This is a genomic window from Rhizobium sp. BK538, from assembly GCF_014197575.1.
In the GTDB taxonomy this organism is placed as follows: domain Bacteria; phylum Pseudomonadota; class Alphaproteobacteria; order Rhizobiales; family Rhizobiaceae; genus Rhizobium.
This window is the reverse complement of record NZ_JACIFT010000017.1, coordinates 48530-72330: the sequence shown is the minus strand read 5'-3', so window position 1 is coordinate 72330 and position 23801 is coordinate 48530. Positions and strand designations below refer to the sequence as shown.

Here is a 23801-nt window from a genome sequence, read left to right as displayed (position 1 = left end):
CATTGATGTCGTATCGACGCAAAGCGCCAGGTCTTAGTTGCTGTTTGATTGCGCAGGCGTCGTCTCGCCGCCGGTTCGGCTGTCCATGCCGGGCATCGCGTGACCGTCATGTTGCATTCCCGGCATGTTCTGCATGTCGTTGGTCTCGTTGGTGCCGTTCGTAGCGTCTGCCGGCTTGGCTTCGATGGCATCGTGGCTTTCGCCCGCAGGCGCCCCGGGTTCGCCACCGGTCTGATTGGCATGACGGTCGTCGTAGCGCAGCTTCTCGCGATTTTCGGCGCTTTCCTTGCCGCCGCCGCCCATCATGTCGATGTGCATCATCTCGTTCATGCACATCTTGCCGGGTGCCGCGCACATGTTGAGAATTGCATTGAAGAGATCCTTGTCGACCGACGAGAAATAACGCACCGGCTCCCTCTCACTCGGCCGCTCGAGCTTCAGATAGGTGTCCCGGTTCAGTGCCGTGCCCTTTTCCTTGACCTGCGCCACCCACTGATCGAATCCCTTTTGGTTTACGCCATGGAACTTGAAGCGCATGTGCGAGAAGCCGGCGCCGCTGTAGTTGGCCGAAAAGCCGTCAAAGACACCTTCCTTGTTGATGACGGCATGCAGCCGGGTCTCCATGCCGGGCATCGCATAGATCTGACCCGCAAGCGCAGGCACGTAGAAGGAGTTCATGACCGACGAGGAGGTGATCCTGAAACTGATCGGAACGTCGACTGGCGCTGCCATTTCATTGACGGTCGCAATGCCGAGTTCGGGATAGAAGAACAGCCATTTCCAGTCGAGCGCGACGACTTCAACGGTCAGCGGCTTGGTATCGGCCGGGATGGCGCGCTCAGCGTCAATCCGATCGAGAGGACGAAAGGGGTCGAGCTTGTGCGTGCTGATCCAGGTGATGGCCCCGAGTGCGATGATGATCGCCAACGGCGCTGACCAGATGACCACCTCGAGACGTGTGGAATGGTGCCATTCCGGATCATAAGTGGCCGCCGCGTTGGAACGGCGATAGCGCCAGGCAAACAGCAGCGTCAGGAAGATCACCGGAACGATGATCAGCAGCATCAAAACCGTCGACACAATGATCAGGTCGCGTTGCTGCATAGCGATATCGCCTGAAGGCGACATGACCACCAAATTGCATCCTGCCAGCGCCAAAAGCAGTGGCAGAACGAGGAGATGGCGGGAAAACCTTGGCAGTTTTTGCACGTCTCTATGCTCTTGTTGTTTCGTCCAAACCGCGACTAAAGCACTGTACCCGATAGCAACATGAGGTGTTTGGTCGCAGCGCAGCAGAAATGCCGCACTGCGGGATAAGGCACGTGGCGCAGGAAGTCAAAATCCTGATAAAATTTCGAAGGATTTTCGCGCCCAACCTTTTTGTACGGCTAATATATCCGCGAAGGCCGATCATGCCAGCCTTTTTGCAGGCCAATTTCGCGGCACGGGCCGCGATTTTTCATCCACATCTAATTTTCGAGCAGCAAGATGAACTATTTACATCGATCAGACTTGATAAGCGCAGGAGTTTGATCAAGATCGCTCATGAGGCGCTTTGCCACACGGGGTGCCTCAATGAGGGAGGCATTTTTAATGGCGAGTACTACACACTACGGACCGTCGTCCACATCGATGGAACAGGATGCACGGCGAATTCACGCCGATAAGCCGGTGTCACCTGGCAGCATCGCGATCGGCGTCGTCATCGGGCGCATGTCGGAATTCTTCGATTTCTTCGTCTATGGCCTTGCATCGGTGCTGGTCTTCCCTCAGCTTATCTTTCCTTTCGCGCCGGATCGGCTGACGGCGACGCTCTATTCCTTTGCGATCTTTTCGCTGGCATTTCTGGCACGTCCGGTGGGATCTGTCGTGTTCATGACCATCGACCGCATCTACGGCCGCGGCGCCAAGCTGACGATCGCATTGTTTCTACTCGGTGGTTCGACTGCGTCGATCGCATTCCTGCCCGGTTATAACGAGATCGGCGTCTGGTCGATCGCGTTGCTGGCGCTGTTCCGGCTCGGCCAGGGCTTTGCGCTCGGCGGAGCATGGGATGGCCTCGCCTCGCTGCTGGCGCTCAACGCGCCTCCAAATCACCGTGGCTGGTATGCGATGATCCCGCAGCTCGGCGCGCCCATCGGCTTTGCCCTGGCAAGCGCCCTGTTTGGATACTTCATCGCCAACCTTTCCAGCGAAGACTTCTTGAGCTGGGGCTGGCGATATCCGTTCTTCGTCGCCTTTGCCATCAACGTCGTTGCGTTGTTTGCACGGTTACGTCTCGTGATGACGCCGGATTTCGGCGCTGCCCTGGAGCAGCATGAGCTGGAAGCCGCACCGATCCGAGACGTGCTGCGGGTGCATGGACGCGATATCCTGCTCGGCGCCTTCGTACCGCTCGCAAGCTTTGCGATGTTCCACCTCGTGACGATCTTCCCACTTGGCTGGGTCTATCTTTACGGAACCCACACGATCGGCGCGTTCATGGTGGTGCAGATGGTCGGCGCCGTGGTCGGTCTCGTCGCGATCGTCGTCTCTGGAATGATCGCCGATCGCATCGGGCGGCGCGCCCAGCTGGCGATCTGCGCGGTCCTCATCGCGATCTTCAGCTTCGTCGGTCCGATGCTGATGGCCGCCGGCTCCAAGGGACAGGAGGCTTTCGTCATCATCGGCTTCGGTGTCCTCGGCCTGTCCTTTGGCCAGGCGACCGGCTCGATCTCATCGCGGTTCGGCAGAGGCTACCGATACACCGGCGCGGCCTTCACCTCCGACCTGGCCTGGCTCGTCGGTGCGGGCTTTGCACCCTTGGTCGCACTGACACTGTCCAGCCGCTTCGGTTTGGCTTTCGTTGGCTACTACCTGCTGTCGGGCGCCATCTGCACGCTCGCTGCTCTGGCCTTCAGCAGGGCGCTCGAGCAGCGCGACTAATCTCGCAAAACGACAAAAGGCCCGCCTCACGATCGTGAGGCGGGCCTTTTGCTTTCCAGAGAAGGTGAAATCGTTACATCGCCGCCGCCTGCGGCTGTTTTGCGGCGCGGGCGGCCGTGAGCTCCGCCGTCGTATGGTTAAGGCGGTCGGCCAGCACGCGCATGATCTCGACGGCCATTTCAGGGAAATCACTGAGCAATTTCAGGAAGTGTTCCTTGCTGATGCGCAGAACTTCCAACGGCGACGTGGCACGAACCGTCGCGGTACGGGAGACATCGCACAGAATGGCGATTTCGCCGACGATTGAGTTGGGCTCCACATCGGCGACCTTGATATCGCCGGCCGAGGAGTGGACAAGAATGTCGGCGGTACCAGATAAGACGACATAGGCGGCATCGCCCGGATCCCCCTGATGGAAGAGGTCCTGACCGATATTGTATGTCATTCGATCGGAAGTGAAGGCCAACAGCTTGAGTTTCGCCGGTGCAATCCTCGAGAAGATCGGCACCCGCCGCAGCATTTCGACTTCGTCTCTCAGCAGCATAAACCTACTACCCCCTGCCGCACTGTTCGGTGCGCGGCGCTAGACCGTGGCACCTCTCAAGGGACGCCATCTTATTGTCCTCCCATAGAGTATTACGATAACAGTTCCTTGAACATACCGTTTTGCTCGGAAAGCTCCGGAAAGTTGCCGGCTTCGGCCAGGGCGCCCCTGTCGAAGAGCAGGATTCGATCAAAGATTTCAGCCAGTTTCGCGTTAGACAGCACCCAGATGATGGCGGGCTTTTCGCCTTCCCTGTGCAACCCTTCCACAACGTTGTGCGTGATCTGATCCTGCACTCGCTGGTCGAGGGCTGATAACGGCCTGTTGAACACGAAATAGTCCGAGCGCTTGAGGAGCGCACGAGCAAGATTCAGCTTCTGCCGCTGCACCATGGTCAGGCGCTTGCCGCCAGAGCCGACGTCGAACTCGAGCCCGATCGACAAGACGTCATCGAAGAGTTCGAGCGAGTCGAACAGTTCGCCCATGATGGCCCGAATGCGGTCGGACGCGTCGGCCTGTTGATAGGCAATGCGCCCGAACAGGACATTGTCCATCAAGCTTGCCGATGAGATGAAATGCTCAGGATCGTATCGCTCGATCACGGCGGCGAGATCATCCGGTATGTTCTCATGGAACTGTTTGCGGGCACTGACGATCTTGTCCATCAGCTCGCCCGTCAAGAGACCAAAACGATGCCTGGGCTCTATATAGGCAAAGCTCAACCGAATAATCGCGGAGCGTTCCTCGGGGGCCGCGTCGTCGAAGCGTCGGCTTTGCAGCTTTTGCAACAGTGCCTGATAGGTCGGAATGTCATCCGCCGTCATGAAGGTCAGCTGCTGGAAGAACGGGTGATCTGGCGGCAGATCGTGGAAGAGTTCGACCGCGTTCTCCGCGATCTCCAAGCCCATGGCGTAAAGATCGTTGCTGAGGCCAGTTTCCCTAAAGAGCGTCTGAAAATACGGATGCGCCGCCAGACGACGATTGTTCATCATCGGTCGCTTCATCGCCCCGAAGAGCAGGTTTTCACCAACGGTGGCCTGAGGATTGTAGGCATCGAAATCGAACGGCACGACGATGTTGCCAAGTTCAATCTCCTGCATGCGCTGGCGTAGCGCCGTTCGCAGATCGACGATGTGGTCGGCGAGCACGACATGCACGTTCGTGTTGACCGTTGATCGCAGTGCCAGGTCGAGGATGTCCTGTGAAATCAGGACCGCATCAAGCACCGGACGGATCGCCGTCAGGATATCCTCCGGGCCAGTCGCGCCGGCAGCCTGATAGTCCACCCAGTCGCTGTTGATATCCATCGTCGGGTTACCGGCCTTGACGGCCTCCTCAGCATACCACTTGGCCTCTTGAGCCTCCTTGCCGTCATACTTCGGCTCTCGCAGGGGTGCGTGTTTCAAGCCGTAAAGGAGATTGTCCCGCAGCGTTCCGTGGAAAAAGTAGCTGTCGGCAGAGGCATACGAGATGCGCCGGCCAGTAATGGATTCAGGCAGATCAAGAAGGTCCTTGCCGTCGATGGTGACACGGCCGGAATCCGGCCACACCAAGCGCCCGAGTGCCTCCGCGAAGGCCTCGGCGCCGCTGGAATTTGGGCCCACCACGGCGACTGTTTCGTTCGGCTTGATCTCGACCGAAACGTGATCGACCAGCCGCGCGCCGCTGTCGTCGCTGACGGTCAGGTTGGTAATCACCAGCGGAGCCGTCAGCGCACCGATCGCTTCTGGCGAAATGTCCTGGATCTTGCCGTCGATCAGTGGCTCGACATTGAACTGCTCGTAAACCTGCTGGTACTTGACCTGCACGTCCTGGCGCATCTGATCCCAGTCGATCAGTTCCTTGAGCGGCCCGGGCAGATCCTTATAGGCACTGATGACGGCGACGAGCTGGCCGATATCCAGTCGGCCCTGGAGCGCGAGATAGCCGCCGATTGCGTAAAACAGAAACGGTGTAACCTGGGCAAGGAAGTTGTTCAGGAATTTAACCAAAAACTTCCACTGATAGAGATCGTATCGGATCGAGAAGATCAACCCGAGCCGCGTGGCAATGTCGGCACGCTCGAAATTCGATGTGTCGTTGCCGTGGATCGTGCCTATGCCATCGACGATTTCGCCGACACGACCGGACAGCTCGCGGGCCGTGAGCTGGCGTTGGCGACCAAGCTCGAGCAGGCGCTTTCTCATGCGCGGGATCACGACCGCCTGTACGCCGACAATAGCCGCGGCAATCATCCCGAGCCAGAAATTCTGAACGATGATGAAAGCGAGCGCCGTCAGCGCCTGACCGCCGAGCAGGGCAGGCGAAACGAAGGCATCACCGGTGAAGCCACCCATCGGTTCGACTTCATCCTTGATCATCGTGGCGATCTCAGCCGACTTGATGCGCTTGAAATGCGACGGTGGGAACCGCAGGACGCGGTCGATCAGCTCGAAGCGGATGCGTCGCAGCATCCGCTCGCCAAGCCGTCCCTTGTAGGTATTGATGTAGAATTTAAAGAGGCCGTTGAGGACCACGAGCGCCAGAAAAACGAGGCTCAGCCCCATCAGCATCTGCAGTCGGTCAAGCTGGACACCCTTGAACAACTCGACTTCGCCGATCACGGGTAACGTGAAGACGAGGCGCATGAAGGTTTGCGTTGCGCCCTGGCCCTCAAAGCCCGAACCCTGAATCGGTCCGTTGACGATCTGCTTCGGCAGGTCGAAGGACAGAAAGTAGGGGATCATCGAGACTGCAACGACTGTTAGGATCCAGAGCTGCTGCAGCCGCGTGTTCGACCAAATGTAACGCGCGAGGCTTTTTTCCATTGCTAACCGTCAGTTGCCTGGGAAATCTGGGGGCAGTGAACCTGCGGCAAGACAAAGAGGAATGCCGAAAACAGGACCATGCAACCGGACCGCCGGATCTCATAATGAAAACAAGGCGAATCGGCTTGCCGTTGTCATGCCGATTCTCGCCGGGATGTTGTTTATATCACATGACTTTCGCAAAGTGCGAGGGTTTCAGCCAGTCAATGAACGAATGATTGCGGCTGTTTTCTGCGCCCCCTCCAGATCCAGCGGCACCAAGGCTGCACGCGGCGTCGCAAGTGCCATGGCGACGGCGTCGGCAACGATCTCCGGCGTCAGGCCGGCCTCCGGCAGGATGTCTGCAAGCCCAAGCGCCTTCAGCCGCTCGGCGCGAACCGTCTGCTCCGTCTCTCCCCCGGCAACGAATGGGATGAGGATCGCCCTGCAGTCCGTCTGCAACAGATCGCCAACGGTATTATAACCCGCCTGCGAGATGGAAACACGTGCGCCGCGCAGCAGCGAGGGAAAGTCCTTCCGGAAACGAGCGAGCGTAACATTCGCAGGCCTTGCGTTCACCAGGCCGGCGAAATCATCCTCCGGAAGGTTCGGCCCGCTGATAAGCAGCCACCGCAGGTTCGCCGGCAGCATGGCAGCGGCTGCATTGGCGGCGCCAAGCAGATCGAGGCCGACGGCTCCGCCGCCTGCGGACGCTATAACATCGAAGGTCTCCTCCGGCGCAGCCGGGCGCGCAGCTGCCACCATGCCGGTATAGTGAATTTTGGATGCGATCTCGGACGTCAGAGGAAAGGTATCTTCCAAACGAGCGAAATTGGGATCCCCGTGGACGAGGACACCATCAAAATGGTTCCGGATCAGTTCGACTGTCTCTTCGTCGCGCCCCGGCTTGCGGTTTTCCTGCAGGATATCGCGCACCGAGCTGAACAGTTTCGGCCTTGGATGCGCTTCCTTGACAGCATTAAGGAGCGGAAGCAGCTCGAAACGCATCTGCCGGCGACCAAAGGGAAACGCTTCGATGATCACGACATCGGGCGCGCAATCGCGAAAGGCGGAAAGCAGCAGATCGCGACGCCGGCTTAGGAACGCCTCGTCCGCGGCAACGCCATTGCCGTCGGCAAGCCCTGAGAAACCTGCATTGCTCGCCACGACTGGCGGCAGCGCCACCGTCCTGATGCCTTCTCCGGGGAAACCGGGGACCGGTAGACCGCCGGTAACGACGGTGACGTCGAATCCGTCGCGAACGAGCGCGCTGGCGATGCGGCTTGCCCGGGCGATATGGCCGATGCCAAGCAAATGCTGAACGTAGAAAAAGACGCGGGGCATGTTCATGAGGCTTTCTGCCATTCCTCTTCAAACAGCCGGCCAAGTTGATCGATACTTGCCTCGTGATCGAAATGCTCGCGCACCCGCCGTTCCGCGGCATCGCCGAGCCGCAGCCGCAAGGCAGGGTCCCGGATCATTTTCTCAAGGGCCCCCGCGAACGCCACAGGATCCTGCGGTGGAACCACCATTCCGTTCTCACCGTCGACAAGGAGTTCGGGCACGCCTGAAACCGAGGTCGAGACGCAAGGCAGGCGCTGGCTGGATGCCTCCACCAGCACATTCGGCAGGCCATCGCGATCGCCATTAGAGGCAACCCGGCAGGCAAGCGCGAAAACATCGGCCCGGCGATAGTGGTCGAGCACGTCGTCCTGAGCGAGCGCGCCCTTCCAGCTGATCCGGTCCGTCAGGTTGAGTTCCGCAGCAAGAGCCTTCAGCTTCGGCAATTTGTCGCCGCCGCCGATATGCTCGAACCGCCAATTCAGGTCGCGGGGCAAAAGCGCAAGTGCTCTCAAAAGCGTTTCGTAGCCCTTCTTCTCCACTGCCCGCCCGACGCTGAGAATAGGCACAGGGTCGGCCGGATCGCTGCCGTCACGGTGAGATCGCTCACCGCCGAAATGGGCGAAGCGCGCAAGGTCGAGGCCATGGTAGCTCAAATGCACCGCTTCCTTGCGAGGCGTCAGCGTACGCATGTGTTCATAGCCGTTTCGTGTGCAGGTCACCGTCCAGCGTGCACTGCCGAGTTTTTCGTGCAGGTCCCAATCAGGCGATGTCCAGATATCCTTGGCATGGGCAGAGCAAGTCCACGGCACGCCTGTCAGGATGCTCGCATACTCCGTTACCGAGGCCGGCGTGTGGATGAAATGCGCGTGCAACCATTCGCCGTTGTCAGGCCACTCGCGGCCGAGCACCAGCGCTTGCCCCAAGCGTCTAAAGCGATTGCGGGAGACGTCACGCTGCAGGTCTTTCAGGAAGCGCTTCCATAGCGCCTTGATCCCCGGCTTGCGGAAGCTCGCAAGAAAGCCTTTAAGGACGCGGATCGGCTCCTCGTGTAGATACTCCGGCAGATAGATGACGCGTGCCCTGATCTCGTCGTGCACCGGATGCCGCTTCTTATCGGTGGGGCGGCGCATCGAGATCAAGGTCAGGTCAAAGCCGGCTTTCTCCAGGCCGAGCAGTTCCTGGGCGATGAAGGTTTCCGAAAGGCGCGGGTAGCCTTTCAGCACGACGAGAATCTTACGGCGGTGCAACAAAGTCTTGGCCTTCACTCGGCTCCGACGACGGACAGATGACGGCTACGGCCGTCCAGCCAATGACCGACGGTTTGCGAGATATGGTCCAGCCCTTTCAGTTGCAAGGTACAGCCACTCTTGGACGGCGGCAGGCGCTCCGGCAGTCGCTTCAGGGCTTCAGACATGACCGTTGGATTTGCGGACTGATCCGGCAGCAACATGTCGATCAGGCCGAGCTCGCTCGCCCGCTGGGCGCGTAAAAGCTGTTCTTCCCGTGGCTTCACCCGAGGGACAATGAGGGCAGGCTTGTCGAACGACAGAATTTCGCAATAGGTGTTGTAGCCACCCATGGCCACGACCCCCGTGGCGCCCACCATCAACTCTTCCATGTGGTTGTCGAACTCGATTACCTCGATGTAAGGGATGCGGGACCCCTTGGCGACCAGCTTCGAGCGCTCGGCTGCAGGCATGTACGGGCCGAGGACCACGAGTGCCTTTTGTTGCAAGGTCGGATCATGCTCATAGGCGTTCATGACGTCGTGCACGAGATCAGACCCATCGCCGCCACCGCCGGTCGTGACCAAGATGTAGTTGTCAGAGCGCGCGTTGATCGAGGTCTTGCTCGTGGAGACGCTGCGTTGCAGGAAGCCGACGAAATCCATTTTCCTGCGCACGCTTGCGGGAACATCGAGGCCGACCAGCGGATCGTAGAAATCCGGCGGACCATAGACCCAGACGGAATCGTAATACTGGTCGATCTTCTGCATGATGCCGTTGCGCTTCCATTCGGCATCAAGCAGGTGCGGTGCATCCATGATCTCGCGCAAGCCAAGCACCAAAACAGTGCCGCGCGCCTTCAGATAGGCCAGTGTCTCCTCGACCTCGCCTTTCAGCCCCATTGGCTCCTTGTCGACGATGAAAATGTCGGGCTGGAAGGTTTCGGCGGTGTGGCGAATACTCGAGCCTCGCATTTTCAGCGTTTCATGCAAATCGATATGACCCGCCATCGACGTGTATTCGCCGTTGCGCAGCTTGATCACGCTCGGAATCTTCACGAAGTCGACGCGTGCGCGGTAATCGAATGCGCCGGCAATCGTGGCTCCGGAGATGATGAGAATGTTAAGCCCGCGATAGTCCTCGACCAGTGCATGGGCGATCGCGCGGCAACGGCGCAAATGACCAAGCCCGAACGTGTCGTGGCTATACATGAGGATGCGGGCATCTTCCAGGCGCCGTGCCATGGGCACTCCTTCTGCGCTGTACATCATACTAGCACCGCCGGTTTCCGCTGGCCGTCAGACAACAGAGCAGCGCTCCGCCGGGCTGGCCGCTATTTGTAGGGATCTGCCGCATCGCGCAAGCCGTCTCCCAGAAAGTTGAACGCCAAAATTACCAGAACGACCGGTATAATCGGAAAAAGCAACCATGGATAGAATGCGATGACGCTTACGCTCTTTGCCTCTGTCAGCAGAATGCCCCAGCTGGTGATCGGCGGCCGCAGACCAAGTCCGAGGAAGCTCAGTGCCGTCTCGCCGAGGATCATGCCGGGGATCGAGATTGTGGCCGAGGCGATCAAGTGGGACATGAAGCCCGGCACGAGATGTCGGCCGATGACGCGCGGCGTACTGGCGCCCATCAACTGGGCGGCCTGGACATAATCCTCTTCACGCAACGCCAGGAGTTTCGAGCGCACGGCTCGCGCCAATCCAGTCCAATCAATGATCCCGAGAATGACCGTGATCCCGAAGTAAATGACGATCGGACTCCATGTCACCGGCATGATCGCCGCCAGCGCCATCCAGAGCGGCAGGCTCGGCAGCGACTGCAGAACTTCAATGAGGCGTTGGACGATCAAATCGAAGATACCGCCCCAATAGCCGGCCAGTCCCCCGATGACGATACCGAGGCAGAAGCTGATGGTGATACCGATCAAGCCGATCGTCAGCGAAATGCGCGCCCCATAGAGAATGCGCGAAAGCACGTCGCGGCCGAGACGGTCCGTGCCAAGCAGGAACATTTGCCCGCCGACTGCCGGGCAGACCAAATGAAGATCAGAACTTACCAGTCCCCAGAACTTGTAGGTGTCCCCGCGGCAGAAGAAACGGATCGGCTGCACATCGTTTGGCTTGTCAGTGTAGATTCGATGGAGCGTGTCGAGATCAAGCGACATGCTGCGTCCATAGACAAAGGGGCCGATGAACTTGCCGTTGTCGAAGAAGTGGACCCGCTGTGGCGGTGAATGGATGAAGTCGACATTCTTGGTATGCAGCCCATAGGGCGCAATGAATTCGACGATAATGATCATGAAATAAAGGGCGAGCAGGAAGACGCCGGAGGCAAGGGCCAGCCGGTGCTGCTTGAACTTCCACCACATCAATTGCTTCTGCGAGGCAAGGTGGATGCGTGATTGCGCAGCCGTCATCCCTTCGGTCGCCATCGGATCGAAGGGTGCCGTCGAAACATAATGCGGCATCGGCGCGCCGGGCGGTGGCAAGGGCGACATTTATTTGGTGCTCCTGCCTTGGAGGCGGATACGCGGATCGAGGAAGCCAAGCGCAATATCGGAAACGAGTACTCCGACCACGTTGAGGAAGGCAAGGAACATCAGAAATGAGCCTGCGAGATACATGTCCTGGCTCTGCAGAGCCTTGATGAGCATTGGGCCCGTTGTCTCGAGTGAAAGCACGATCGCAACAATCTCGGCGCCCGAGATGATCGAAGGCAGGATCGAACCGATATCGGCGACGAAAAAGTTGAGAGCCATGCGCAGCGGATATTTCACGAGCGCGCGCAGCGGGTGAAGCCCCTTGGCGCGCGCGGTCACCACGTACTGCTTCTGCATCTCGTCGAGCAGGTTGGCTCGAAGCCGCCGGATCATCCCGGCCGTTCCCGCCGTACCGACGATAACGACTGGAATCCACAGATGCGAGAGAATGGACCTGGCCTTTTCCCAGCTCATCGGCTCGTTGAGGAACTTCTGGTCCATCAAATGCCCGATCGACACCCCGAACCAGATATTGGCAAAGTACATCAGGATCAAGGCCAGCATGAAGTTCGGGATGGCAATGCCGAGCAACCCCAGAAAGGTCAGCCCATAATCGCCCCAGCTGTATTGATGGGTGGCCGAATAGATGCCGATCGGAAAGGCGATCAACCACGTCAGCAGGATCGTGGAAAAGGAAACGAGGATCGTCAGCCAGAGGCGATCGCCGACGACTTCGGAGACTGGCAGCTGATATTCGAACGAATAGCCGAAGTCTCCGTGCAGCATGCCGCCGACCCAAAAGAAGTAGCGGACGATCTCAGGCTTGTCGAAACCGTATTGCTTCCGCAGCTCTTCGATTTCCTGAAGATTGGCACTCTCCCCCTGAGCCCGCAGCTCGGCGATCTGGCTCTCGAAGAAATCGCCAGGTGGGAGTTCGATGATGGTGAAGACCAGCGCCGAGATGATGAACAGCGTCGGCACCATCGCTGCAATGCGCCAAAGGATGTATTTCAGCATCCCTCAAGCCTCCTTGAACCAGAAGGCATCCGGCATATAAAGGCCGAGATAGGACGTTGGATCGAAACCATAAAGGGCCCGCTCTGGCACGTTCTGCAATTTGGCAGATCTGAGGATCGGCTGCAGCGTGCTGTTGATGAGGCCGATTGAGAAGACCTGTTGGGTGTAAAGCGCCAGCATCTGATGCCAGATCACTTCACGCTCCTCAAATCTCGCCGTATCACCCCATTGTTTGAGAAGATCGACCAGCTGCTGCACTTCCTTGAGGTCGGGCGCGCTGCCTTCCTGTCCGGCAGACAGGTGATACATCCCCCAAAGCGGCCATTGCAGCTGATCGTCAACCGTTGGCGCAAGCTGCCCCGGAGACATATCGGCGGTTGCGACGCCGTTCTCGATGCCGTACCAGATCGACATCATGATCGTGCCGCTCATGGCGCGGCTGCGGAAAACGTCGCGTTGCGAGGTACGCGTGTAGAGCGCAAGACCGACCTCAAGCCAATGATCACGCACCAGTTCCAAAACGTCGGTGTCGAGGTTGCTTTCGCCAGCGGTTTCCACTGTGATTTCGGCACGGCGACCGTCCGGCAGCAAGCGAATGCCGTCGGCGCCACGGTTCGTCAGTCCGAGCTCGTCAAGGAGCTTGTTGGCCTGATCCGGATCATGGGCAATGAAGGCCTCCGCATACTCGGGCCTGAAGAGGGGACTATCGGGTAGAACGGTATCAGCGCTTGCCTTGCCGAGACCGTAGAAGGCAACCATGTTGATCTCATGCCGATTAATCGCCATCGACAGCGCGCGCCGAAACCGGGCCTCGCGGAAGAGGTTGCGCCAGACCTCATCGGCGCAGTTGAGGTTCGGCAGCAGCGCAACACGCGATCCGCGCACCTGCTTCCACAAATTGACCTTCACCGGAAACCGCTTCTCTGCATCCTTCAGGAAGGTGTAGTCGCTGAAGTCAACGCCAGTTGCCTGCAAGTCGGATTCACCGGCGCCCGCCTTGGCAGCAATGATCGAGGACGAGCTGACGTTGAGGATAAACTTGTCGATATAGGGGAGTTGCACCCCGTTCTCGTCGACCCGATGGAAAAACGGGTTGCGCACAAATACGAATTGTTCGGCCGGCAGCGGCGTGGTGTTGCGCCATGGATCGAGCGTCGGCAAGTCCGGATTTTCAGGGCGCGAGGCGCGCGACATCTTGATGTGCAAGTCCGCCCACTTCTTGACGCGGTTTTCCTTCATCAGCGCCGAAAGACGGAAATCATCCTGATACTTCTTGTGGAACTGTTTGAGGTAGTGTCCGGGTCCGAAAATCACCAGCGGTAGCGGGCCGGCGAGCGCCGGCATGAACATCGGATTGGGCCGCTCCCAAGTGTAGCGAACCCTCAATTCGTCGAGGACTTCGAATTTCGGAAGATTGCCATGCGGCCTCAGCTCGAGCGCTCCGCCACCTGGCGTCAGCTGCTTGTTGAGGATCACGTCTTCCCACCAGTAACGGAAATCGTCGACCGTGAAGGGTGCGCCGTCAGACCAGCGGTGTCCCTCGCGCAAATGGAACGTGAAGACAGTGTCATCCTTGGATTCGAAACCAAGCAGAATATCCGGCTGGAACATCAGGTGCTTGTCATAACCGACCAGGCGCGAATAGCCGTAGACGGTCATATAGCGGATGTCCTTCTGGCTCCCGATGATCGTGCGCACCGTGCCGCCATAGACGCCCGGCTGCCGACCCGCCTCCTTCATGTTGACGATCCGCGGATGGGTCGGCAGCCGATCCACCATCACAGGAATACGTCCTGCGCGCAGCCAATCCCTGAGGAACTCCGGCTCGATGTCACGATCCGCCGCCGCCTCGACGACCGAAGGCAGCATTGCCGAACCGATAAGGCCACCTAGAAACGTGCGCCGCGTTACCATGAGCGAAGCTCCTTTGCGTCCGCACCCTTGCGGGCCCGCACGAAATGGCCGTTGCCGAGATCTGCGTAATCCAGTTCGGAAGCGTCATCATGCTCCGCCGTAAAGGTGATACCCCAATTCTGCTTGTCTGCGGCGCCGTTCTTTCTGAGCGCTTCGAAATCGAGCGGCCGGTTCAGGTCGGGGAAGGGAACGGCTGCCAACAGCGACTTCGTATAGGGATGCACGGGATCACGCAGAATGATCTCGCGTGGCGCGATCTCGACGATGCGCCCCTTGCACATGACGGCGATGCGGTCGGCCATGTAGTCGACGACCGCCAGATTGTGCGAAATGAACAGATAGGTGAGCCCAAGATCCTTCTGCAGGTCCTTGAGCAGGTTGAGAATCTGGGCCTGAACGGACACGTCGAGCGCCGATACCGGCTCATCCAGAATGATAAGCTTCGGCCCAAGTGCCAACGCACGGGCGATGCCGATACGCTGACGTTGGCCGCCGGAAAAGCTGTGCGGGTAGCGGTTCAGGTAGCGCCGGTCGAGGCCGATGGCGCCCATCAGCGCCTCAACGCGCTGTTTGCGCTCCGGCCCATCCCCGCGGTCGTGGATCTCCAATGGCTCGCTGAGAATATTACGCACGGTCATGCGTGGCGACAGCGAGGAAACCGGATCCTGGAAGACCATTTGTATCTTGGTGCGCAATTCCTGCAGATCGTCACCTGAGACGGACAAGACGTCGATGACATCCTTGCCGTCGTTGAAGATCACGGAGCCGCCGTCGGGGGTTACGGCGCGCATCAATATCTTGCTGACGGTCGTCTTGCCGCATCCGGATTCGCCGACGAGTCCAAGACACTCACCCCGTCGGATGTCAAAACTGACATCGTCGACGGCGTGAACCAGCGCCGCCTCGCGTGTTCCAAAGAACCCACGGTTGCGGGTCTTGAACGTTTTCGAGAGGTTGTTGACGGAAAGCAGGACCTCCGGCCCCTCAGCCTTCACCTTCTTCTTGCCGATCAGGGATTCGAGGTTCACGGGCACGTCGCGCAGCGCCTTGAGGCGCTCGCCGGGCTTCATGTCGAAGTGCGGTATGGCCGCCATCAGGCCCTTGAGATATGGATGCTGAGGGTTGCGGAAAATCGAATCGACCGGCCCCGCCTCCATGATCTCGCCGTGATAAATCACCACGACCTCGTCGGCCATGTTTGCGACAACGCCGAGATCGTGCGTGATCAGCAGCATCGCCATTCCGAGCTTGTGCTGGAGGTCGCGCAATAGCTCCAGGATCTGCGCCTGGATTGTCACGTCGAGCGCAGTTGTCGGCTCGTCGGCGATCAACAGCGCCGGATTGCAGATCAGCGCCATTGCGATCATCGCGCGCTGGCGCATGCCGCCAGAGAGTTCGAACGGGTACATATCGAACGTGCGCTTCGGATTGGCAAAGCCAACGAGACCCAGCATCTCCTCGGTCTTCTCGCGCGCTTCCTGCTTATCGGCGTCAGTGTGGATGAGGAGCGCTTCGCTGATCTGATTGCCGACCGTGTGGATCGGTGACAGCGAGGTCATCGGTTCCTGAAAAATTGTCGCCATGCGACGCCCACGCAGGTCACGCATCTGCTCGCTGTCACGCGAGTAGCGTAAAATGTCCGTCGTCTTGCCGTCCAGGGGGTCGGTAAAAAGGATACGTCCCTCGGCCGTCGCCGGATTCGGGAGGATGCCCATTATGCTCTGGCTAATCACGGATTTACCTGAGCCGGATTCTCCGACGAGCGCAGTGACCTTGCCCGGCAAGATACGGATATTCGCGTTCTTTACGACGCGCAGGCGATCGCCGAAAACCGAGAAAGAAACGTCGAGGTTCTCGATGCGCAACAGATCCGAGGCGGACGCCATACCAATGAAATTCCCCAGTTTTCTATGTTCCCGTTGAGGCACACTATCGTACCGCAATCGGGGTGTCCAGTTGATGACGGACACGCAAAAACCGGCGCATTTCTTGCGCGGCGCAAAGTGAAATCTGGATCTGGTTTGAGGCGGTTACGCCTCTACTGCACGAACTTCTCGACCGTTGGTTTATTGGCCTGCTTGCGAGCATCACGATGAAGCAGGATGACCTGCTCCGCCTCTGAAAGTCCGGTCGGTGCGACTTCGCGGAATTTCTCTTCGACATGCGGGACGGGCGCCGGCACATGCGGCTGCAAAATAGTGACCTTCTGGCGGATGCCGCGCAGTTTTTCCTCTCCCAAGGTGCGCCACTCGCCGCCGCAGTAGCCGGCAAATGCCTGGCTTGCGACCACCTCGCTCGAATATTTCTTTGTCAGCGCTTGCAGGCGCTGGACTTCGTTGACGGCCGAGCCGAATGCCGAAAACGTCAGTCGGTCCTTGAGGCCGACATTGCCGAACATCACATTCCCGACATGCAGGCCGATTCCGTAGGAAACCTTGCTCAGGCCCGCGTCCAATCGTTCCCGGTTCAATTCCGCGACACGCGCTTGCGCCTGATGGACGGCGGAAAGGGCGGCCTCACAGGCAATCTTGGACGGATCCTTGTGCCGGCCGCAGGGATAAACCGCCAGGAAACCGTCTCCGAGGAAACTCAAGATCTCACCGCCATTGCGGTTGAACGGCGCAGCGATCGCGTCGAAGAACTGGTTTAGCGTATCAATGTAGGCCTGCCGGCCTTCCTTTTCGGCGTACATAGTCGACTGGCGCATATCGCCCATGACGAGAGCGGCGCGGATTGTCTCACCGTCACCACGACGGATCTGGCCATTCAGCACCCGCTTGCCCGCATCGCCGCCCAGATAGGTGGTCAGCATGTTGTTGGCGAGCTTGCCGAGAACGGCCATCTTGGCCGCAACGGCAAGGTGGTTCTGCATGCGCAACAGCGCATCGATCATGTCGTCGGAAAAGCCTGCGGGGCTGTCCGTCGACCATGACCCCATCATGCCCTGCACGGAACCATCACCAAACGGCTGAACGAAAGCCAAATAGTCGGTGATGCGCTCCTGCCGCAGATCGATGAAGACCGGAAATTCGGCCGGCCCATCGGCTGGAATCCGGCGGCGAATGTGCTGCAGATTGTTGTCCAACAGGTAGTAGTACGGGCTCTGCAGGAAGCGGTCGGGCTTCTGTCCCGCCGCGGTATGGCGAAACCCCTCGATCGTGACGCCACTTGCCCGTCGCCACGTAAAGCTCAGCGCGTCGTAAAGCGGGTGCAGCATGGAAAACGTCAGATGCACGCGTACGATCGGCAAGCCCGCTGCCGCAACGCGCTCGCAAAATCCGCGAACGATGCTCTCGAGGTCATCGCCAGCCAACGAAGAATTCGTCAGCCATTCGGCGACCCGATCCAACAAAATAGTGGAGACGGTGGATTCGATCGTGCCCATTCTCGGTAGTATCCTCATAAAGCACGTCCATTCCCAAAAAGCGTCAGCAACCCTGCCTGCAGCAACGCCGTGCGCAGGGCGGGAAGGAGGATGGACGAGCGATAATATTGTGTCAACGATCTGCCGGGGGCCCAGCAGCGGCACCTGTCAAACCCTTATTTTAATAGGCGTGACAGGCAATCCTTTCTCGCGGTTCATTATTGAAAACAAATAGGCACGGCGCCAACCCCAAACAATGGCATCCGCACATTTTCTGACGTTGTGATGCAATCTCTTGGGACGCCCGAGTCTTTTTGGTCACACTGCAGGAACAGCGGCGAGATTGAGGCACACCCATGGCGCGAATTTTCACGATCGCGTCAGTGCTCAGTGAACTGCGGGCGGGTTTCAATTGCCACGGTCTTACATTAGATCAGAGTACCTTCAGCACTGAGATGAGATCTGCCTTGGCCAGTTCCTCCGCCTATGACATCCTTTCAAACAAGATCGAAACGCGCAGCGCCCGCGCCGGCGTCATAGGGCTCGGCTATGTTGGCTTGCCGCTGGCAATCGCCATTGCCCGCAGCGGTTTTGCTGTCACTGGCTTCGACATTGACCCCGACAAGATCGTCTCCCTGGATGCGCGGCGCTCCTACATTGATGCCGTCGCAAGCGTCGATCTCGCTGCCGAAATCGACGGCAGACGCTTTTCCGCCACCACGGATTTTGCCGGGCTCGCGGCTTGCGATGTCATCGTGATCTGTGTGCCGACGCCGCTCACCAAGCACCGCGACCCTGATCTTTCCTTTGTCGAGGCGACGTCTCGGTCGATCGCCGAGCATCTGCGGGCCGGCCAGCTTGTGGTCCTGGAGTCGACGACCTATCCGGGCACCACGGACGACGTCGTCAAGGCCATTTTGGAAAGAACCGGCCTCAAATCAGGCACGGATTTCTTCGTCGGCTTTTCCCCAGAGCGTGAGGATCCCGGCAACCAGCATTATCACACGGCGACAATCCCCAAGGTCGTCGCCGGCGACGGCCCGCAGGCATTGGCACTCATGAGGAGCTTCTACGGCGCGGCGGTCAAGACCGTGGTTCCCGTGTCTTCCAACGCGACGGCAGAGGCCGTCAAGTTGACCGAGAACATCTTCCGGTCAGTCAACATCGCGCTCGTCAACGAGTTGAAGACCGTCTACGCCGCCATGGGAGTTGATGTCTGGGAGGTGATCGAGGCAGCAAAGACCAAGCCGTTCGGCTACATGCCTTTCTATCCTGGACCAGGACTCGGCGGACACTGCATCCCGATCGATCCCTTTTACCTGACCTGGAAGTCCCGCGAGTACGAGTTGCCGACGCGCTTCATCGAGCTCGCTGGCGAGATCAACTCGGCAATGCCGCGCTACGTCGTCGGGAAACTTGCCGAAGCACTCGACATGCGCTCCGGCAAGGCCCTCAGTCGCTCGCGCGTGCTGGTTCTCGGCTTAGCCTACAAGAAGAACGTCGCCGACATTCGCGAGAGCCCTTCGCTGCGCCTCATTGAGATCATCGAAGAGCGGGGAGGCAAGGCCGACTTCCACGATCCCCATGTCGGCGAGATCCCCTCGACGCGCGAGTACCAGCACTTGAGAGGTCGCAAATCGGTCGACCTTACGCTGGAGGTGTTGGAAGCCTATGACGCCGTTCTGGTGGCGACCGACCATGATCATCTCGACTACCCGCTCGTCGCAAACAGTGCGCCGCTGATCGTCGACACCCGCAATGTCTTCGCGCGTCTCGGGCTAACCGCCGGTCACATTGTCAAGGCGTGATCTGAACGCCTGAGAGCTGCTTGCCCGTGATCTGGCTCGCGGCAACGGCGTAGCCGCCGCTGGCGCCATCGATGAAGTGCACGTGGTCGCGCGAAAGCGGTGTTGGAACGAAGCAGGTCATCAACGCGGACGCCTGCCGGTGCAAGCCGTAGCGGGCGATGCCTTTGGCTTTTGCGTTCTCTAGCAGCGCCTGAATACGGCCGAGATGGTTCGAATCGACATCGATCGTCATCTTCAAGCCATCATCGAACTTGCGGAAATCGGAATTGCCGGAAACGTCCTGCGTGTAACGCCGGGCGTCGAAGCGGCCAAGCTTGGCACCCAGTTTGTGCAGGACGACCACGAGGACAATCTGAAGGAGGATGAACAGCTTCTGCTTCAGGCGCTTTCCCGGCTGTGCTATCGCCCGCGCCTCACGATCGACGCCTTTCATCGAAAAGGCAAATTCGGGACCGTCCGGCGGAACCGGGTGGCCGCCGCGACCCTGTTCGGCAGAGATTGCCACGACGTCCATCACGAGTTTGCGAAACTCGGCGGTGGGGCGACCGCCTTCGGCCGGTACGGCGATGATCGAGACGATTTCGCCGTTGTGAGCGGCGATCGGGCTCCAGCGGCATGACAGGCCCGTCAGATCCGGCCGCGTGCCTGGCGGCGCGGGCTCGACACCATAACGCCCACTCTTCATCTGGCGCTCGGCCCAGCTCGCTCCACCCCCGGCAAACATTGCGTAGGTGACGAACGGACTGGCCGCATGACGCGCGACGCGAACGTCCAGGCCCTCGTTGCGAATATCGGCGAGAGGCACGACCGCAATGCGCAGCGTCAGGCCCATTTCCTCCTCAACCCAGCGCTGCGCCGCCGCCAGTGCGCCGCGCGCAGCGACCTCCAGGTTTCCGGGCAAAGCGACCACGGCGCCGTCGCCTCCGAACACGAACGGGTAGTCTCCCTTGTCGACCGCATTCAGGATCGCTGAAATGACGCTGACGCCCGCCATGTTCACGTCCTTGTAACGACCGGCCGCAATTGCCGGTGTCGAACCGACGATGTCGGCGAGTGCCAGAAACCAGCCGTCTGGGAGCGGGTGATAGTTGCTCGTATCCGTCACCCGCTCGAAGTCGGTGAAGACGGGCACGTCGGCGAAAAATCTTTCATTCGAAACGTCGTTCATGTGAGAAACCTAACACAGACCCATGCCGTGACTGCAACGCCATTTTGCATCTACGGCAATCGACTTTGCACAGTTTCATGTGCTAGCACCGCTTTCGAAAAACGATTGAATGGACAAGAACATAGATGAGCCGTCTGGACAGCTTCATCCGCCGTTTGACGGCTCAGCGCGATATCCTCAATGCAATCGTCGAGCTTGTGAACGGCACCGAAGGCCCGGTGCTGGAATTTGGCCTTGGCAACGGCCGCACCTACGATCATCTGTGCGAGCATTTTCCGGATCGTCGCATTATCGCCTTCGATCGTGAGGTCCGCTCATATTCGTCCTCCACGCCGCCGGCGCAGAATATGGTGACCGGCGACATCCGTGAATCCGGCCAGGCTTTCGTCGGCATCGGCGCAGCTCTCGCGCATGCCGATATCGGTACCGGTCATGACGACATCGACGCCATCACGCTGACATGGCTGCCGCAACTGATGGTCGGCGTCCTTACCAAAGACGGGATTGCCGTCAGCGGTCTGCCGCTGGATCACCCGGAGTTGGAGCCGCTGGCGCTTCCTGCAGGCGTGAAGGAAGGCCGCTACTATCTCTATCGGCGCAAATAATCAGGGAAGAAACAGCACGTCGTACTGTTCGACGCTGCCAGGCAGGTTCACGACCTTCATCTCCTGCTCTTCCTCCTCGAAGAAGACCAGGCAATTCTCGTAGAAGCTGGCGAGCGTCTTGATGAATTCGCGGGTCTGTTCCGGCCCGTAGAAGAGTGGCGTGAACTCCATGTAGACAGGCACGCGGCGCGACAGGAGTGGCAGCATCGAGCGGCATGCGACCGGCTCATAGCCTTCGATGTCCATCCAGACGAGGCCGATATCGGCAGGATCGATCGAAAGCTCATCGAGGATCTGTGTCACCGGCTTGACCGGGACGCTCGTCTTCTCATCGCTGGCACTCTTTCGGTACGCGCTGCTTTTTCCATGATTGTTGGCGTTCATAAAGAAGTCGATCTCGCCAGCTTTCGCCCCAGCGGCGCAGTTGACCAGCGTCACCATCCCATCGAGCTTGTTCTGGCGGATATTCTTCTGCAGCAGCGGGAAGTTGCGCGGGTCGGGCTCGATGCTGACGATGCGGGCATAGGCGCCGCTCAGCGCGAAGTAGACGGTCTGCGTTCCGATGTTGCCACCGATCTCCAGGAGATGGCCGTGCTTGCGCATCAGGCCCCGCTCACGCAGCACCGTGATCAGCCGGTCAACATGCTCGCGCTCGAAGTGCCCCTTTCGAAAGACCTTTCGCCCGATGTAGTCGGATGGCGAAAAGGTCATGAGGTGATCCCCCGCATCGACCGTCATCGAGACGACCCGCGGTCCGATGTTCTCGATCAGCAACCGCCGCCCGGTGCGGGTATTGAAGAACCTGCTGGCAATCGCATTGCGTGCCCGGCGCAGGCGCTTCTTCCAGAATTTGGCCTTGAGCCAGTCGCGGCCTGTCATGCACCTTTTCCTTCGACCAGTTCGGCGGCTTTGTCACTCGCAATGACATAGACTTTCAAGGGCAGGGCGCGGCCCCGCACACTGATTTCACGGCTTTCGACACCGGCCGTATCCGCTCCGGAAAGGTTTGCGACCGTTTCGGAAATGACGATTGCCGCATCGAATTCCTTGGCAGCTGTCTCCAGCCGGCTTGCAACGTTCACCGTATCGCCGATTGCGGTAAGGTTGCGCACCCGGCCATAGCCGAGCGTTCCGACAACCGCGGGGCCAGTGTGAATGCCAATGGCTATGTGAAGCGGCATGGAAAGTTCGTCCGAAAGCTCGGCGCCGAGCTTGTCGATATCACGCACGATGGCCGCCGCCGCCGCAAGCGCTTGGCGACAGGCCTCTTCGGGAGAGCTGCCGATGCCGAAGAGCGCCATGGAGCCATCGCCGATGAACTTGTCTATTCGCCCGCCGGCTTTCTCGACGGCATTGCCGACCAGCGCAAAATAGCGGTTGAGCAGGAATACGATGTCGAAGGGGAGCCGCGTTTCCGTCAGCGAGGTGAAATGACGGATATCGCAGAAGAGAACGGTGATCTCTTGTTCACGTCCGGGGCTCGTCTCCTGAGTGTTGGGCGGCAATGCCGTCTCCGGTGCGGCAACGAGCAGCGGCGCGACTGTCACGTCATGCGTCGGTCGCAACTGGCAGGCAAGGCGCACATCGGGCGCTGCGTTGATCCGTTTGAGCGTCGAATGCTCCAGCTTGTCGGGCGGCGGCAGATCCTCATGACGGCTGAGGATCTGGACCCGGCAGGTCGAACATTGCCCCTTGCCGCCACAGACAGAATAGTGCGGCAAACCGCCCAGCCTGCTTGCCTCGAGAACCGTAAAGCCACGCGGCACGCTGATCGCCTCACCGCCCGGATACCGCACGGTGATCTGATCGACGCGCTCCCTCCACCGCCGCCAGGTCCGCGCACCGACGACAATCAGCAGCGCGCCCGAAAATGATCCATACAATCCGGCCCGGATCATCGCGATCTGGCGCTGCGCTTCCGGGTCTGAATAATAGCGGATGTTGAGGTTTTCCTGATACCGATCCGTATTGACCATGCCCTCGTAAGCAGGTTCCGCAATCGTTCGACCCATTTCGATGAAGCCGAGTATGCCAAGCACCGGCAGCAGGATCGCAACGGCAAGCAGCATTGCGGCAATGCTATCGTACCAGGGTCGGTAGCGTAGCCAGAAGTGCAGGCCGATGCAGCCGTGGGTCCATACAGCAAGAAGCGCGACAACCTGTCGCCAGCCGTTGGCTGGCGAGGTGATCCAAAGGAGACGAACGATCGTCTCGTAGTCATCCCGATGCCGGAAGAGCGTGTGGGCAATCCGCGTGCCGATGACATGGTCGATCAACAGCAGCGGAATAGCGATTCCGAGCACGATCTGGGTCATCTCCGCGGCCGGCATCACCAGGCTCCTGCGTCTATAAACGGAGCGCAGAACCAATGTGATGTGAGTAAGGATCGCCCCGTAGAATACCACCGTTCCCACAGGGTTGCGCCAGATCGCCAAGAAAAGCCTTCGCCCATCGTCAGCGGCCTGGACGGAAATCAGACCCAAGGCATGGTTGGAGAGATGCAGCAGCACGAAGAGAAACATGACGAGCCCGGAACCGAGCCGAGCCCGTCTGATCGAGCGCTCTGAAAAAATACTGGTGGCAGCGATCGTCGCCATTCATTCCCGTTCTTG

General features: G+C 59.3%; 17 protein-coding genes. 3 read left to right on the top strand and 14 right to left on the bottom strand.

The genetic code is table 11. The annotated features are described in order from the left end of the window. Positions 1-33: 33 nt before the first annotated feature. Positions 34-1209 carry a ubiquinol oxidase subunit II gene (gene cyoA, locus FHX09_RS21030; protein ID WP_132588238.1) on the bottom strand — a complete coding sequence of 392 codons (1176 nt, stop codon included), beginning with the start codon at positions 1207-1209 and terminating at the stop codon, positions 34-36. Between the two features lie 384 nt (positions 1210-1593). On the opposite strand from cyoA, the gene FHX09_RS21025 reads away from it, so the two are divergent. Further along, on the top strand, positions 1594-2925 hold the full coding sequence (locus FHX09_RS21025; RefSeq protein WP_132588237.1) for an MFS transporter: 1332 nt from the start codon (positions 1594-1596) through the stop codon (positions 2923-2925). A gap of 73 nt (positions 2926-2998) precedes the next feature. Here the strand turns inward: FHX09_RS21025 and FHX09_RS21020 are convergent, their stop codons facing one another. The 10 genes from FHX09_RS21020 to FHX09_RS20975 form a co-directional block, all read right to left on the bottom strand. After that, positions 2999-3469 carry a cyclic nucleotide-binding domain-containing protein gene (locus FHX09_RS21020; RefSeq protein WP_132588236.1) on the bottom strand — a complete coding sequence of 157 codons (471 nt, stop codon included), beginning with the start codon at positions 3467-3469 and terminating at the stop codon, positions 2999-3001. 92 nt (positions 3470-3561) lie between these two features. Beyond that, positions 3562-6276 carry an ABC transporter ATP-binding protein gene (locus FHX09_RS21015; RefSeq protein WP_132588235.1) on the bottom strand — a complete coding sequence of 905 codons (2715 nt, stop codon included), beginning with the start codon at positions 6274-6276 and terminating at the stop codon, positions 3562-3564. 195 nt (positions 6277-6471) lie between these two features. Further along, entirely contained in the window at positions 6472-7605 is a 1134-nt protein-coding gene (locus tag FHX09_RS21010; protein ID WP_132588234.1) for a glycosyltransferase, read from the bottom strand. Next, entirely contained in the window at positions 7602-8849 is a 1248-nt protein-coding gene (locus FHX09_RS21005) for a glycosyltransferase (RefSeq protein ID WP_132588287.1), read from the bottom strand. The genes FHX09_RS21010 and FHX09_RS21005 overlap by 4 nt, the downstream gene beginning before the upstream one ends. Before the next feature lie 11 nt (positions 8850-8860). Beyond that, complete coding sequence (locus tag FHX09_RS21000; protein ID WP_132588233.1) at positions 8861-10069, bottom strand: glycosyltransferase family protein; 1209 nt, start codon at positions 10067-10069, stop codon at positions 8861-8863. Between the two features lie 89 nt (positions 10070-10158). After that, a complete protein-coding gene (locus FHX09_RS20995) occupies positions 10159-11331 on the bottom strand; it encodes an ABC transporter permease (protein ID WP_007794952.1) in 1173 nt (390 codons plus the stop codon). Continuing rightward, entirely contained in the window at positions 11332-12330 is a 999-nt protein-coding gene (locus tag FHX09_RS20990; protein ID WP_132588232.1) for an ABC transporter permease, read from the bottom strand. Positions 12331-12333: 3 nt separating this feature from the next. Further along, complete coding sequence (locus FHX09_RS20985) at positions 12334-14244, bottom strand: ABC transporter substrate-binding protein (RefSeq protein WP_183718619.1); 1911 nt, start codon at positions 14242-14244, stop codon at positions 12334-12336. After that, positions 14238-16130, bottom strand: coding sequence for an ABC transporter ATP-binding protein (locus tag FHX09_RS20980; RefSeq protein WP_132588230.1), 1893 nt, complete (start codon positions 16128-16130; stop codon positions 14238-14240). The genes FHX09_RS20985 and FHX09_RS20980 overlap by 7 nt, the downstream gene beginning before the upstream one ends. A 152-nt stretch (positions 16131-16282) precedes the next feature. Continuing rightward, positions 16283-17629, bottom strand: coding sequence for an adenylate/guanylate cyclase domain-containing protein (locus tag FHX09_RS20975; protein ID WP_132588229.1), 1347 nt, complete (start codon positions 17627-17629; stop codon positions 16283-16285). Between the two features lie 434 nt (positions 17630-18063). On the opposite strand from FHX09_RS20975, the gene FHX09_RS20970 reads away from it, so the two are divergent. Next, positions 18064-19416 carry a nucleotide sugar dehydrogenase gene (locus FHX09_RS20970; RefSeq protein WP_184450567.1) on the top strand — a complete coding sequence of 451 codons (1353 nt, stop codon included), beginning with the start codon at positions 18064-18066 and terminating at the stop codon, positions 19414-19416. Here the strand turns inward: FHX09_RS20970 and FHX09_RS20965 are convergent. Beyond that, positions 19406-20584, bottom strand: a complete 1179-nt coding sequence (locus FHX09_RS20965; RefSeq protein ID WP_007794970.1) for a DUF3095 domain-containing protein — start codon at positions 20582-20584, stop codon at positions 19406-19408. The genes FHX09_RS20970 and FHX09_RS20965 overlap by 11 nt on opposite strands. Positions 20585-20709: 125 nt before the next feature. Between FHX09_RS20965 and FHX09_RS20960 the strand changes: the two genes are divergently transcribed. Beyond that, positions 20710-21189: a class I SAM-dependent methyltransferase gene (locus FHX09_RS20960; protein ID WP_132588227.1), complete on the top strand. Its 480-nt coding sequence runs from the start codon at positions 20710-20712 to the stop codon at positions 21187-21189. Here FHX09_RS20960 and FHX09_RS20955 read toward each other — a convergent pair whose 3' ends face one another. Next, complete coding sequence (locus FHX09_RS20955) at positions 21190-22068, bottom strand: FkbM family methyltransferase (RefSeq protein WP_132588226.1); 879 nt, start codon at positions 22066-22068, stop codon at positions 21190-21192. It abuts the gene before it with no gap. Beyond that, positions 22065-23786, bottom strand: a complete 1722-nt coding sequence (locus tag FHX09_RS20950; protein ID WP_184450566.1) for an adenylate/guanylate cyclase domain-containing protein — start codon at positions 23784-23786, stop codon at positions 22065-22067. The genes FHX09_RS20955 and FHX09_RS20950 overlap by 4 nt, the downstream gene beginning before the upstream one ends. Positions 23787-23801 lie beyond the last annotated feature (15 nt).